This window comes from Morganella psychrotolerans (assembly GCF_001676155.1).
Taxonomy (GTDB): Bacteria; Pseudomonadota; Gammaproteobacteria; order Enterobacterales; family Enterobacteriaceae; genus Morganella; species Morganella psychrotolerans.
In genome coordinates, this window is sequence record NZ_LZEW01000023.1 from 146,453 (window position 1) to 161,142 (window position 14,690).

At 50.9% G+C, this 14,690-nt stretch carries 12 protein-coding genes, 1 tRNA gene and 2 pseudogenes; 7 read left to right on the forward strand and 8 right to left on the reverse strand.

Annotated elements, in window-relative coordinates:
* The first annotated feature begins 91 nt into the window (after positions 1-91).
* The 6 genes from AYY16_RS13790 (at position 92) to AYY16_RS13815 (ending at position 5,920) form a co-directional block, all read left to right on the forward strand.
* Positions 92-1,150, forward strand: a complete 1,059-nt coding sequence (locus AYY16_RS13790) for an ATP-grasp domain-containing protein (protein WP_067367697.1) — start codon at positions 92-94, stop codon at positions 1,148-1,150.
* Between the two features lie 7 nt (positions 1,151-1,157).
* Positions 1,158-2,300 (forward strand): phosphoribosyltransferase domain-containing protein, encoded by a 1,143-nt coding sequence (locus AYY16_RS13795; RefSeq protein WP_067367700.1) that lies wholly within the window; start codon positions 1,158-1,160, stop codon positions 2,298-2,300.
* Entirely contained in the window at positions 2,293-3,075 is a 783-nt protein-coding gene (locus tag AYY16_RS13800; RefSeq protein ID WP_067368330.1) for an HAD family hydrolase, read from the forward strand. Before AYY16_RS13795 ends, AYY16_RS13800 begins: the two co-directional genes overlap by 8 nt.
* Positions 3,068-4,147, forward strand: a complete 1,080-nt coding sequence (locus AYY16_RS13805; RefSeq protein WP_067367702.1) for a cysteine protease StiP family protein — start codon at positions 3,068-3,070, stop codon at positions 4,145-4,147. The genes AYY16_RS13800 and AYY16_RS13805 overlap by 8 nt, the downstream gene beginning before the upstream one ends.
* Positions 4,144-5,091: an HpcH/HpaI aldolase/citrate lyase family protein gene (locus tag AYY16_RS13810; protein ID WP_067367705.1), complete on the forward strand. Its 948-nt coding sequence runs from the start codon at positions 4,144-4,146 to the stop codon at positions 5,089-5,091. The genes AYY16_RS13805 and AYY16_RS13810 overlap by 4 nt, the downstream gene beginning before the upstream one ends.
* Before the next feature lie 340 nt (positions 5,092-5,431).
* Positions 5,432-5,920 (forward strand): tellurium resistance protein TerW, encoded by a 489-nt coding sequence (locus AYY16_RS13815; RefSeq protein ID WP_067367708.1) that lies wholly within the window; start codon positions 5,432-5,434, stop codon positions 5,918-5,920.
* 58 nt (positions 5,921-5,978) lie between these two features.
* On the opposite strand, the gene fbaA is transcribed toward AYY16_RS13815, so the two are convergent.
* The 7 genes and pseudogenes from fbaA to dnaQ all read right to left on the reverse strand — a co-directional run bounded on the left by fbaA (position 5,979) and on the right by dnaQ (position 13,402).
* Entirely contained in the window at positions 5,979-7,055 is a 1,077-nt protein-coding gene (gene fbaA, locus AYY16_RS13820) for a class II fructose-bisphosphate aldolase (RefSeq protein ID WP_067367711.1), read from the reverse strand.
* 70 nt (positions 7,056-7,125) lie between these two features.
* Positions 7,126-8,293 (reverse strand): annotated as a pseudogene (gene pgk / locus AYY16_RS13825) (phosphoglycerate kinase).
* 66 nt (positions 8,294-8,359) lie between these two features.
* Positions 8,360-9,384 (reverse strand): annotated as a pseudogene (gene epd, locus AYY16_RS13830) (erythrose-4-phosphate dehydrogenase).
* A 270-nt stretch (positions 9,385-9,654) separates the two neighbouring features.
* Entirely contained in the window at positions 9,655-11,649 is a 1,995-nt protein-coding gene (tkt, locus tag AYY16_RS13835; protein WP_067367714.1) for a transketolase, read from the reverse strand.
* Between the two features lie 460 nt (positions 11,650-12,109).
* Positions 12,110-12,186, reverse strand: a tRNA-Asp gene (locus tag AYY16_RS13840).
* 146 nt (positions 12,187-12,332) lie between these two features.
* Complete coding sequence (locus tag AYY16_RS13845) at positions 12,333-12,587, reverse strand: YkgJ family cysteine cluster protein (protein ID WP_067367717.1); 255 nt, start codon at positions 12,585-12,587, stop codon at positions 12,333-12,335.
* A 41-nt stretch (positions 12,588-12,628) separates the two neighbouring features.
* Entirely contained in the window at positions 12,629-13,402 is a 774-nt protein-coding gene (dnaQ, locus tag AYY16_RS13850) for a DNA polymerase III subunit epsilon (protein WP_067367721.1), read from the reverse strand.
* Positions 13,403-13,463: 61 nt separating this feature from the next.
* Between dnaQ and rnhA the strand changes: the two genes are divergently transcribed.
* Positions 13,464-13,931, forward strand: a complete 468-nt coding sequence (gene rnhA, locus AYY16_RS13855) for a ribonuclease HI (protein ID WP_067367724.1) — start codon at positions 13,464-13,466, stop codon at positions 13,929-13,931.
* 17 nt (positions 13,932-13,948) lie between these two features.
* Here rnhA and AYY16_RS13860 read toward each other — a convergent pair whose 3' ends face one another.
* Positions 13,949-14,680: a methyltransferase domain-containing protein gene (locus AYY16_RS13860; RefSeq protein ID WP_067367727.1), complete on the reverse strand. Its 732-nt coding sequence runs from the start codon at positions 14,678-14,680 to the stop codon at positions 13,949-13,951.
* Positions 14,681-14,690: the final 10 nt, after the last annotated feature.

Sequence of the window (14,690 nt, forward strand, 5' to 3'; positions counted from 1 at the left end):
AGTCTCAATCATAATATGATTGACAAGTTGCCTTATTATAAATAAACTTCTTTCTAATTTACCGGATAACGGGAAACAGGAATAAACAATAATGGCTCATACTATCTGGCTTATGGAAGGGCTCTCTTCACAGCGGGACCTTATTCAGAACATCAGGCTATTTTCACGAAAGTCACAGGTTAATCTCACGATATTTGCCTCCCACCGGCAACCACGCCATGAGATCCTTTCTCTTGCAGATTATGCCCTGACAGAGCCAAAAAATGATGATGAGCGTCTGAGTTTTATTCTGTCCGTGGTGAAAAAGCATCATATTCAGGTTATCCATACCGGACGGCATACCGCCTGGTTTGAAACTCACCGTGACGCTATCACAGCAAGCGGTGCAAGCCTGACAACCGGAGCCATGTCCCTGTCCGATCTGGCCGTTGCAGAAGATAAAACCCGTTTTGCTGATGCCATGAATACGCTCGGACTGCCTGTCGTACCCTCCCTGCGTATTAATAGTGCGGCAGAACTGCGCGCCGCGCTGAAGAACTCACCTTTTTCCGGAACACCGCTGTGCATTAAACCCGTACAGGGTATTTATGGCGCAGGTTTCTGGCAGTTTGATGACAATGCATCCCCGATGGCAATGTTTCAGAACCCTGAACGGCGGATAACCACACCAGAGCAATATCTTTGTGCACTGGAAAGTGCCGGTAAATTTTCGCCGCAGGTTTTGATGCCGTACCTGCCCGGACCTGAATATTCCGTGGATATTCTCGCCGAAAACGGACAGGTTCTTGCGGCGGTCGCCCGCCGCAAAGAGGGTGCGCTGCAATACCTGGAGCATGATGGTGCAGCGTTTGAGCTGGGCTGTGCCTGCGCACAGGCGATGCATGCTGACGGACTGATCAATGTGCAGACCCGCAATGACCATCACGGACAGCCTTTGTTACTCGAAATCAACATGCGTCCGTCAGGCGGAATAGGCTATACCGCGCTCAGCGGGCTGAATCTGCCCGGTTTATTCGCATTTCGCCGTCTCAGGCTGATGAGTGCTGATGATGTGCAGGAGCAAAACCGCACAGCATTCCGCCCTGCGGCGATCCGCGCCCTGACTGAAGCCATCAGTTATCCGCTTTCACTGAACAATGAAATACACTGAGGTAAATATGTCCGGTTTATCACATCCCGGTCTTTACCGGTTTCAACTCTCCACCGGTACGCTGGATATAACCTGCGATGCCACCCCGCAAACGCTGGATGCCCTGTTTGATATAGCGGAGCGGCGTAATCCGAAACGGGCTTTTCTGTTTGTCAGCAAAGTGCTCGGACGCCATATCCCGGTTGAACCGGAGATCATGCGCGGGGTTTACCGGCAACTGAGTCATCAGTTCCCGCAGGATCTGCCACAACCGCTGCTGGTAACCGGCATGGCGGAAACCGCCGTCGGGCTGGGCGCAGGTGTATTTGATGAAATACACCGTCACTATCCGGATTCCCTGTATCTCTCCTCCACCCGCCATCCGGCAGACGGGGAATTACTGTGTGAATTTAAAGAAAATCACAGCCACGCGACTGATCATCTTTTGTATTTTCCGGCAGATCCGCAACTGAAGCACAGGCTGCAACAGGCACGGACACTGGTTTTGGTCGATGACGAAGCAACAACCGGCAATACCTTTATCAACCTGCTGACCGCACTGTGTGAAACCGGACAGTTGCCTGACTTACAACAGGTTGTGACTGTCACGCTGACAGACTGGCGTGATAATCCCCTGACATCTCACAATACGCTGCCGCTGACAAATGTCTCACTGATAAACGGAAGCTGGCACTGGGAAGCGGATAAAACCGCACCACTGCCCGCTATGCCTGATGTAAATGTGACTGCCGGCGGCAATGTGGCTATCCGCCGCCCGCAATCCCGGGTAAGACTTGGCATGGCTGAGCCTTGCACGGATTTTGGCAAACACATCACTGCCGCACCCGGCGAACGGGTGTTGGTACTCGGCTCCGGGGAATTTGTCTGGGAGCCGTTTTTGCTGGCAGAGCGCCTGGAAGCACTTGGTGCAGATGTTAAATTCAGCGCCCTGACCCGCTCTCCTATATCCGCCGGTGGTGCGATCGAATCTGTTATTTCGTTTACCGATAACTACGGGCTGGGAATACCGAATTATCTTTATAATGTCGCGCATCAGTCATTTGATCGCATTCTGCTCTGTACAGAAGCTGATCCCGCAGGCGTGGATCCTGAATTACTCCGCGCACTTGCCCGCGTGGCACCCCTGACGGAGGTAATTTATGATGACTGACCCGGTGATCCTGACCGATCTGGATGACACCCTGTTCCAGACCCGGCGAAAAATGACGGAAGAACAAAACATTACGCCGTTTCGTGCGGGCGCACTTGATCGCAGCCTCGAGCCGCGCAGCTTTATGACACAAGAACAGTCCATGCTGGTTGACTGGCTGCTGGCGCACGCGGATCTGATCCCTGTGACCGCCCGTGGTACAGAAGAGTTCAGCCGCGTGACTATTCCCTTCTGCTCTTATGCAATAACCACTCACGGCGCAGTGATCCTCACGCCGGACGGCTCGCCGGATCCGCACTGGCAGACGCTCATACTCAGTGCGCTGGCACCTTACCGTGAACGGCTGCTCTCATTGCAGAAATTCTGCACACAACTGATGGCAGAGCGCGGTATTGATGCATGGGCGCGGATCAATTATGAATACGGCGATGTGCCGGTCTATCTGGTGATGAAGCACACGGACAGCAACCATCTGAATGAACTGTATAAGATAGCGGATGAAGCAGAGCAGCGTTTCGGGACGGACGGATTTTATATCCACCGCAACGGCAACAATGTTGCCTGGCTGCCAGATGCCATCGAAAAAGGGCGTGCAGTCAGTTGGTTATTAGACACACTGCGGGCAGAGCGGGGAACCTTTCCGGTTATCGGGCTCGGTGACAGCCTGAGCGACTACCGCTTTATGCAGCACTGCACCTGGTTTGGTTTGCCGCGCCGCAGCCAGTTCGCTGATGCTATCGCCCGCCGGATATTCAGTGAGGTGAAAGATGTATGATTTTCCTGAATTTTCAGGCAGTTATTTGCCGGAAGATGTGCAGTTTCTGCTCAAACCCATCACGCTTGATATGACGCCGGTTGCATTAAAAGAACAACTTATTCAGTCCGGTAAAAAACATTACTCCGATATGCTCAGTCAGGAGCCGGCGCCCACCGCCTGGCATCTTGATCTGTTTAACCGGGCGCTGGAAAAGGGCGCGCCCCGCCTGGCGCGTGATGTTGCGTTTCTCACGCAAGCCCTGAGCAACCATTTTACAGAGCAACCCATTGTCCTGGTGAGCCTTGTCCGCGCAGGTGTACCCTTAGGGGTGATGCTGCATCAGGCACTGCGTGATGCGGGAAAAACCTCATATCATTACGGGATAAGCATCATCCGCGACCGGGGCATTGATACTGCCGCGCTGGAGTGGATTGAGCATCACCACGGAACCGCCGGTATTGTGTTTGTCGATGGCTGGACAGGCAAAGGGGCTATTACAGGTGAATTAATTCGCTCACTGCATAACCGTCCTGGCTATCCGGCTGATCCCCGCCTGGTTGTGCTCGCCGATCCCGCAGGTTGCGCCTGGCTTTCTGCCGCAGACGATGACTGGCTGATCCCGTCCGGCATTATGGGCGCACCGGTTTCCGGGCTTATCTCCCGCTCCGTCTGGTCAGATAAGGGTCCGCACGGCTGCGTACATTGTGAACACTTGCAGCAATATGAATGCAGCCGCCTGCTGACAGATACAGTTGCAGGATTGCGCCGTAAACTCACCAGTACGCCGGTGATAACATTATCTGATCCGCAGTACAAAGCAGAATTGCGGGCAAAAAGTAAAACAGTCATCGACACACTGGCTGCGCATTATGGACTGGCGGATCTCAACCGGCTGAAACCCGGCATTGCCGAAGCGACCCGGGCGGTGCTGCGCCGCGTGCCGGAGCACGTTTTAGTCCGCGACTGTAATGAACCGGATGTGGAATTGCTGGTTTATCTGGCGCGTCAGAAAAATATTACTATTACGCAAGCGGGTGATGCCCTGGGGCAATACCGCGCCGTTACTATTATCAAAAAGGTATCACCATGACACAGCGTCTCTCTCCCTGGAATTTAGGGGCGTCACTCTATATGCCTGCAACACGCACAGATATTGCTGACGCTACCATAAACAATAAAATCAGCGGATTGCGCTCTCTTATCATCTGCCTGGAAGATGCCGTCAGCGAAGCCGATATTCCGCAGGCGCTGCGCAATCTGCATGATATTTTAACGACACTGACCGCAGAAAAGCAGCGCACCGGTAATCAGAGCTGGCCACTGGTGTTTATCCGCCCGCGTCACCCGGAAATGGGGCTGTGGCTGCGCGACAACTGTGACCTCAGTGCAATCGACGGGCTGGTACTGCCGAAATTCACACAGGCGACATTACCTGTCTGGTGGCAGGTGGTTAAAAACAGCCCGCTGTGCATGATGCCGACCCTGGAAACAGAAGAAGTTTATGATGTGGTGCAGATGCGCGAACTGGCACAGGTACTGCAATCACATCCCTGCCATGAGCGGATTATCGCCCTGCGTATCGGCGGTAACGACCTGATGAATGTCATTTCACTGCGCCGCTCCCGGCATCTGACGCTGTATGACGGACCTATGGGATACGTCATTAAAATGCTGGTCGCCGTGTTTGCTTCGCGTGACTTTGCCATGACCGCACCGGTATGTGAGCACATTGATGATCACGATGTTATGACCCGGGAACTGGCGCTGGATATCGCTCACGGGCTGGTCGGCAAAACAGCTATTCATCCGAATCAGGTTGCGGTAATTGAACAGGCGCTGCGGGTTTCAGCCGATGAACACGCAGACGCCCTGCGCATCCTGAATTCCACTCAGGCAGTATTTAAATCCCAGGGTGCCATGTGTGAACCGGCAACACACCGCCGCTGGGCATCCTCAATACTGGCACGGGCGCGGGTTTACGGTATTTCACAACGAAAAACGGACGGAATGCCGTTTAAAACACAGAATGGCTGAGTGCAGCCGACGAACCCGCAGTAAGAATGAATAAGAGTATATACCCAACGTCATTCAAGATGCAGGCAGGCGGCAAGGGAAAACAGACGGGGAGCATAGATAAACTATGTGACCCGGCTGGTTGAGTGCAGCCAACGAACCTGCAGTTTGAATGAATAAGGGTATACATTCTTACTGTGGATATCTTGTATTATTGTATTCAGACATCTTGAAATATCTTTACAAACTGATTAAATAGTCATAGTGGTCGGATGACTGGTATCCTGCCGGTAATCACGTTTCGTATCCGGCATAACGTTATTTTTTTTCGATTTTGTTCTTATACAGGTGTCTTCAGACTATGCAATTAAGCACACGACAAGTCCGCTTATTCACACTGGCAACATTGCTCGGTACAGGAAAACCCGTTTCATCGGATGCCATTCTGACGACACTCCGCTGCTCAGAAGCAACACTTACCCGTACATTCAAAGAGTTACGCGATACCTATAATGCAGAGATCCGCTATCGTAAAGCCTCACATACTTATCAGATGACGGATGCCGGGGAACTGAACCGCAAAGCACTGCGAAAAATGGAAGAAGGGCTGGAAAATAACAGCGGGCAGAAACCGGCACATTACAGCGGGAAAGTCTCTCTGGATAAAGAGAAGAAAAAAGCCATTTCGCTGTCACTGACCGGCACAATGATCAGAAAAATTAACCATCTCTCTCTGCTTTCAGGAAAAACCCGCAGTGATGCGGTTGAAATGCTGGTGACACTTCATATCGATGAATTAATTGAATCGGTTATCAGAAGAAATGAGATCGGGGATGAAAACAAAAAATAAGCTACAAAAAAGCCGCCCTGTTTTATACCGGACGGCTTAATTATTCACGCAGAAAATATTACAGAACGTTGGTGCTGTTCAGTTCAGTAAATGCTTTTTCCAGACGTTCAATCATGGTCTGCTGAGCGGCACGTAACCAGGCACGCGGATCATAATATTTTTTGTTTGGTTTATCAGCACCTTCAGGGTTACCTAACTGACCCTGCAAGTAAGCTTCGTTTTTCTGGTAATAGTGCAGGATCCCTTCCCAGGTCGCCCACTGAGTATCAGTATCGATATTCATTTTCACCACACCATAACCGACTGCTTCTTTGATCTCTTCTGCTGTAGAGCCTGAGCCGCCGTGGAAGACGAAATCCAGGCTGTTGTGCGGCAGGTTATATTTCTCAGACACATAGTCCTGAGAATTGCGCAGAATTTTCGGTGTTAACTGCACATTACCCGGCTTATAAACACCATGAACGTTACCGAATGACGCTGCAATAGTAAAACGCGGGCTGATTGCATTCAGTTTTTCATAGGCGTATGCCACGTCTTCCGGCTGAGTATACAGTGAGGAATTATCCAGGTGGGAGTTATCCACACCATCTTCTTCACCGCCGGTACAACCCAGTTCAATTTCCAGGGTCATACCAATTTTCGCCATGCGCGTCAGGTATTTGCTGCTAATTTCAATATTTTCTTCCAGGGACTCTTCTGACAGGTCAATCATGTGAGAAGAGAACAGGGGTTTACCGGTTGCAGCAAAGTGTTTTTCACCCGCGTCCAGCAGCCCGTCTAACCATGGCAGTAATTTCTTCGCGCAGTGGTCAGTATGCAGAATAACCGGCACACCGTAATATTCCGCCATCTGATGCACATGATGCGCACCGGAAATCGCGCCCAGAACTGCAGCCTGCTGGCCTTCGCCTTTAAAACCTTTCCCGGCGATAAATGCAGCACCACCGTTGGAGAACTGAACAATGACAGGAGAACGGACTTTGGCTGCCGCTTCTAATACGGCGTTGATCGAGTCTGTACCGACGCAGTTTACCGCTGGCAGCGCAAATTTATTTTCTTTGGCAACAGCAAAGATTTTCTGAACATCATCGCCAGTGACGACACCGGGTTTTACAAAATCAAAAACTTTAGACATGTCAAATTTCCTGTATTGGTCTGTCGGAAGTTGTCACGGGCAACCGGAGCCGCCCGTTATTTTCATCTGATTATGACTGTTTTGCACGTTCTTCGAGCATTACAACGGCAGGCAGTTTTTTGCCTTCGACGAATTCCAGGAATGCGCCGCCGCCGGTAGAGATATACGAAATTTTGTCGCCGATACCGAATAAATCGATGGCAGCTAATGTGTCACCGCCGCCTGCGATAGAAAATGCGTCGCTGTTTGCGATAGCGTTGGCAACAATTTCAGTTCCTTTACGAAAGTTCGGGAACTCAAACACGCCGACCGGACCATTCCACAGAATGGTTTTCGCACTTTTCAGGATTTCAGCCAGATGTGCCGCAGATTCATCACCGATATCCAGCACTTGCTCATCATCTTTGATGTCATTAGCGGATTTCAGAACAGCGTCTGCGGTTTCAGAGAATTCAGTTGCCACACGGACATCTGTCGGGACAGGAATGTCACAGGTAAGCAGTAGTTTTTTCGCTTCCGCGATCAGGTCAGCTTCATACAGTGAACGACCGACATTGTGGCCTTCTGCTGCAATAAAGGTGTTGGCGATACCACCACCGACAATAATCTGATCCGCAATTTTGGACAGTGAGTCCAGAACGGTCAGTTTTGTTGAAACTTTGGAGCCGCCGACAATCGCTACCATCGGGCGCGCCGGATTGCTCAGTGCTTTGCCCAGTGCGTCTAACTCAGCCCATAACAGCGGACCTGCGCAGGCAACATCTGCAAATTTTGCCACACCGTGGGTGGATGCCTGAGCGCGGTGTGCCGTGCCGAATGCATCCATCACAAAAATATCACACAGTGATGCATATTGTTTAGACAGGGTTTCGTCGTCTTTTTTTCTCGCCTTTATTAAAGCGGACGTTTTCCAGAACCACCAGTTCACCGGCATTCAGTTCCAGACCATTCAGATAATCTTTTTCCAGGCGGACCGGGCAGTTCAGTTTATCTGCCAGATAATCAACAACCGGTTTCAGTGAGAACTCTTCGTTGTATTCCCCTTCAACCGGACGACCCAGATGTGAGGTCACCATGACTTTAGCTCCCTGTTTCAGGGCAGCTTCGATTGTCGGGAGCGAGGCACGGATACGTGCATCAGAGGTAACTTTGCCATTTTTGACAGGAACGTTCAGGTCAGCACGAATAAAAACACGTTTACCCGCCAGATCCAGATCGGTCATCTTAATTACGGACATGGTGAATCCTCTTGTTGATTCTCTTATCAGTTAAATTGTCTACAATTTTCTGCCGGGGCACCAGCCTCAGTGAAAACCAGTCTCAGCCATTGCCAGAGTGGTATCCAGCATGCGGTTTGCAAAACCCCATTCGTTATCACACCAGACCAGCATCTTGATCAGGTGCTGTCCGCTGACCCGGGTTTGTGTGCCGTCAACGATTGCACTGTGCGGGTCATGGTTAAAATCTGTAGAGACTAACGGTAATTCTGTGTAGTCCACTATACCACGAAATGAGGTCATCGCTGCGTTTTGCAAAAGCCGGTTCACCTCTTGCGCGGTCACATTATTCTTCACGGTGATACTCAAATCAATCGCCGTTACGTTAATTGTAGGCACCCTGACTGAAATCGCCTCAAAATGATCTTCAAATTTCGGGAAAATCCGCCGGATCCCTGCCGCCAGCTTGGTATCCACCGGAATGATGGAGTGCCCTGCCGCCCGGGTGCGCCGTAAATCACTGTGATACGCATCAATCACCGGCTGATCATTCATTGCCGCGTGGATGGTTGTCACTGTGCCTGACTCAATCCCGAATCCTTCATCCAGCAATTTAATTACCGGGATGATGCAGTTAGTGGTGCAGGACGCATTCGATACTATTCTGTCCTGCGCCGTCAGTGTGTCGTGATTCACGCCGTACACAATGGTGGCATCCAAATCATTGCCGCCGGGATGCGAAAACAGGACTTTTTTTCGCGCCGTTAGCGATATGTGATTCACCGTCTTCGCGGGAGCCGTAAACACCACTGCAATCTAACACCACATCCACCCCCAGTTCCGCCCAGGGAAGCTGGTGAATATCTGCTTCATGCAGGATGCGGATGTTATCATCCCCCACCTGAAGTAAATCATCTGCCAGAATCTGTACTGATTTAAAAAAAACGCCCGTGGCTCGTGTCGTACTTGAGTAAATGGGCGATACCTTTGGTATCCGCCAGCTCATTAATGGCAACAACGGTAATCTGCGTATTACGCCCGGTTTCATACAACGCCCGCAGCACACTCCGCCCTATTCGCCCAAACCCGTTGATTGCAATTTTTATTGTCATAGTATCCTCAGAAATAGCCAAATTATCAGCGGACTAAGGATAACGGACTCACCGGTTTTTGTACGGGGCATTTATCATAGAAACCGTAAACTTTTTTTGTTCATCAGCAGCGGAATATATAACCACAATAAACTGAAACGGTTCAGCTTGCTAACACCACATTATGCTAATTGGAAAAAAAATCGCAAGACCGTCCGGCGGGCAAAAACGAAAAAAAGCGCATTCGGTCAAAAAAAACCGAAATGCGCTTTCAGAAAAACAATCAGCTGATTATTTCAGCAGGGCTTTTGCCTGAGAAACAACATTTTCGACAGTGAAACCAAATTCACTGAACAGCTGACCGGCAGGAGCAGATTCACCAAATGAATGCATACCAACAACAGCACCCTGAAGACCGGTGTATTTGAACCAGTAATCAGCGATACCTGCTTCAACAGCAACACGCGCACTTACTGCTGACGGCAGGACAGATTCACGGTAAGCCGTATCCTGTTTGTCAAAGGCATCAGTTGACGGCATAGATACCACGCGCGCTTTACGGCCTTCGGCTGTAAGTTGATCATACGCGCCCACAGCCAGTTCCACTTCAGAACCGGTCGCGATCAGAATGATGTCCGGCTGACCGGCGCAATCTTTCAGGATATAAGCACCCTTTTCGATATCAGCCAGTTGCTGTGCCGTACGTGGCTGCTGAGCCAGGTTCTGACGGGAGAAAATCAGTGAGGTCGGACCGTTTTTACGCTCAATCGCATATTTCCAGGCAACCGCAGATTCCACCTGGTCACACGGACGCCATGTGCTCATATTTGGTGTCACGCGCAGGCTGGCGATTTGCTCAACCGGCTGGTGTGTCGGACCGTCTTCGCCCAGACCGATAGAGTCATGGGTATAAACAAAGATACTGCGGATCTTCATCAGTGCCGCCATACGCACCGCGTTGCGGGCATATTCAACGAACATCAGGAAAGTCGCGCCGTAAGGAATGAAGCCGCCGTGCAGGGCGATCCCGTTCATAATCGCAGACATACCGAACTCACGCACACCGTAGTGAATGTAGTTACCGGCTTTGTCTTCATTGATTGGCGCAGAGCCGGACCACATGGTCAGGTTACTTGGCGCAAGGTCAGCTGAGCCGCCCATAAATTCAGGCAGAACTTTACCGAATGCTTCCAGCGCGTTTTGTGACGCTTTACGGCTGGCAATATTTGCCGGGTTATCCTGGAGATTCTGAATAAAGGCTTTTGCATCTGCTTTCCACTGTGCAGGCAGTTCGCCTTCAACACGGCGACGGTATTCATGCGCCAGTTCAGGGAAGGCTTTTGCGTACTGAGCGAATTTTACATCCCACTCAGATTCAGCTGCTTTACCGGCCTTTTTCGCATCCCACTCGTTATAAATGTCCTGCGGGATTTCAAATGGCGCATATGGCCAGTTCAGTGCCGCGCGGGTTGCCGCGATTTCTGCATCCCCTAACGGAGAGCCGTGCGCATCAGCTGTACCGGCTTTCTTCGGTGAACCGAAACCGATAACGGTTTTGCACATCAGCAGAGATGGTTTGTCTGTAACGGATTTTGCTTCTTCAATTGCCGCTTTGATTTGGTCAGAATTGTGACCATCAATGCCGCTGATAACATGCCAGCCGTAAGCATCAAAGCGTTTAGCGGTATCGTCAGTAAACCAGCCCTGAACATTACCGTCGATGGAAATCCCGTTGTCGTCGTAGAATGCAACCAGTTTACCCAGTTTCAGGGTACCGGCGAGTGAGCAGACTTCGTGAGAGATCCCTTCCATCATACAACCGTCGCCCATAAAGGCGTAGGTGTGATGGTCAACGATATCATGACCCGGACGGTTGAATTGTGCGCCCAGAGTTTGTTCTGCGATAGCAAAACCAACGGCGTTCGCAATGCCCTGCCCTAATGGTCCTGTGGTGGTTTCCACGCCCGGCGTGTAACCGTATTCAGGGTGACCCGGTGTTTTTGAATGCAGCTGACGGAACGCTTTTAAGTCATCCATCGACAGATCATAGCCGGTGAGGTGCAACAGGCTGTAAATCAGCATAGAGCCATGGCCGTTTGACAGTACAAAGCGGTCACGATCACTCCAGAGCGGATTGGTCGGGTTGTGTTTCAGATAGTCGCGCCACAGAACTTCTGCGATATCAGCCATGCCCATTGGTGCGCCGGGGTGTCCGGAATTTGCTTTCTGCACCGCGTCCATGCTCAGGAAACGAATCGCATTAGCAAGAGTTTTACGAGAGGTCATTGTCTACTCCAGGTTCGGATAAAAAGCAGATATATACCTTTATTCATTCAAACTGCAGGGTCTGGGCTGCATCCTGAATGATGTCAGGCATAGGCTATTTTCGCAGTACCACGCCCGGATGACAATCCGTTCACCGGTCAGGGTAAAGCGTCGGCGCTAAAAAAAAGCAAAAGATAAGACGTCAGGCGAGGCTTGTCAGGCAAAATATACAGCGGGTGAATAATTTGTCATGAAACTTCGCGCCCGCGGCATTTTTGCTGACAAAATCCTTTTAGCTACTGATATTGCGCAACAGCGGAAGTGACCTATTAGACCCGATTACCCCAACGAATAGCAAGCAGAAATACCGCTTTCTGTGCGGTTGTACGGCAGGAACAGAACGGGACAATAACAGGAAGGATGGTGCTCCGGGGTGATAAAAACAAAAAAGCCCTGACAGTAATGTCAGGGCTTTCATATTTGGCGGAACGGACGGGACTCGAACCCGCGACCCCCTGCGTGACAGGCAGGTATTCTAACCAACTGAACTACCGCTCCGGATTGTTCCTTTCGGGAACGTCGCGGATAATACGATGCCGGGTGTCGTTCGTCAATGTTAATTTACGCAAAACCATGCAGTTGCACAGTTTTTCGCCTGAACATGTAATTTTGTGCAGATACAACAAAAAAAACACTGTCAGCGTTTACGGTAATGTGTCTTTTTCGAGATCCAGCAAATACGTCATTGCCTCTGCACGGCTCGATAAACACATTTCCTGTGCCGGATTGAGACTGATACAAACCTGCGGGCGTAACGCCAGACCAAAGATAAGACATGCGTTATTGACGGATAACTGCACACATCGGGTATTGGCGGGCTTTCCGCCCAGCATACCCGGAATGGGTGACGAAATTGAAGGCGCAATACAACAAGCCCCGCAACCACTGCGACATTCCATATATTCCGCCTTTTGCTATTAACGACCCGAATTACGTTGAATTACCCTGCCGTATCAGCGGTCGTTTCTTCATCGTCAGCAGGCTTGCGCCAGATACAGGGGTTCGCCCCTTTTTTCTCAACCAAATCAAGGCGTCCTTCATGAGCCACAACTTCTTCATCCGTGGCGTATACCACACGCAGCCCTGTCTGAGGACGGGTAATGCGCTGAATAACCTGCTCATTTTTCTGACCAGGGTTCTCACCTTCGGACAGAAATGCCAGCGAGGTCTGTCCGCCTGTCATTGCCAGATAGACATCTGACAAAATTTCGGCATCAAGTAACGCGCCGTGCAGCAGGCGTTTGGTGTTATCTATCAGATAGCGGTCACAGAGCGCATCAAGGTTATTACGCTTGCCGGGGAACAGTTTTCTGGCGAGCGTTAAGCTGTCCGTGATGGTACAAAATTCAGCTGTCGGCGGAATACCCCGGTTCAGTTTACGGAATTCAGAGTCCATAAAGCCGATATCGAAGGGCGCATTATGAATAACCAGCTCTGCACCACGGATAAATTCAATAAATTCATCAGCAATATCAGCAAAAACCGGTTTATCCATCAGGAATTCATCACTGATCCCGTGGACACCGAATGCTTCCGGATCAACCAGTCTGTCCGGCTTGATATACAGATGAAAGTTACGACCGGTCAGGCGCCGGTTGATCACCTCAACCGCACCAATTTCAATTATATTGTGCCCTTCAGAGGGGGCACCCAGTTTGTTCATACCGGTTGTTTCGGTATCGAGAACAATTTGTCGTGTAATATCAGTGCTCATAATGCTGTTTTATGTCAGACTCAGATAATTGCCAATCGATCAAAGGATGAGTCTACCAGAGATGAGTGACAAGGTAGAAATTTTCACCGACGGCTCCTGCCTCGGTAACCCCGGACCCGGCGGATACGGCGCGTTACTGCGCTATAAAGGCCGTGAAAAACCCCTCAGCGGCGGTTTTTTCCTTACCACCAATAACCGAATGGAGTTACTGGCGGCTATTGTTGCGCTGGAAAGCCTCACCCGCCCGTGTGATGTTGTTCTGACCACCGACAGCCAGTATGTGCGCCAGGGAATAACACAATGGATCCATAACTGGAAACGACGCGGCTGGCGCAAAGCGGATAAATCCCCGGTCGTGAATGTTGATTTATGGCAGCGCCTCGATAAGGCGATTGCCGGTCACACGATTGACTGGCAGTGGGTCAAAGGTCATGCCGGTCATCCGGAAAATGAGCGCTGTGATGATCTTGCCCGCGCGGCAGCTGAATCCCCGACACAGGAAGATGCCGGCTATCAGCCTGCAACATAATAGCGCAGCCGCTTTAATCAGCGGCGCTTCAGACAACCCGGCGGCGTCTGCTGCCGGGTTGCACCCACCACATTATTAAGACCCGGCTTGAGTACCCGCCGCTTCTGTGGCGTAAAGGTCAGCGGAACGGTGCGCTTGCGGGCGACAATAACGCTGATACAGCCCAGAAGACGACCATGCCGGTTACCGAAACTGTCCGGATCACACCAGGGAACCGGGGTGAACAGGCGGTGATGCATAACTTCATAATTAAGCAGACTCAGCCAGTCCAGCATCCGAAATTGTGAAAACATCCGGCTGGACTGCGGGTGCTGATTGGAATACAGCGGGATCAGTTTACGTAATCCGAGCAGACTTAACGGATTGAATCCGCTGAGAATTAACCAGCCATCCTCAATCAGTACACGGTCGGCCTCCCGCAGGAGCCAGTGCGGATCACTGCTGTAACCCAGATTGTTCGCCAGCACACAGACATCCACGGATTTATCCAGAAACGGTAATTGCGCCGCCTCCCCGAATACCTGTAAGGTGTTACCCTGTGGTGCAACATTCACCTGATGCGGGATCATGCAGTCGCTGCTGTCAATTTCACAGCTCAACGCCCCGATTTTTATCAGATGAAAACCAAACATTTTCGGCCACCAGGGCGCTAACTGTGCCTCCAGTGACTGGCGGAACTGACGTCCCCGCGGAATATCGCACCATGAGCCGGGCATCGTCAGTTTATTTGTCGCTCGCGCAGAAAACATGGCGTTATCC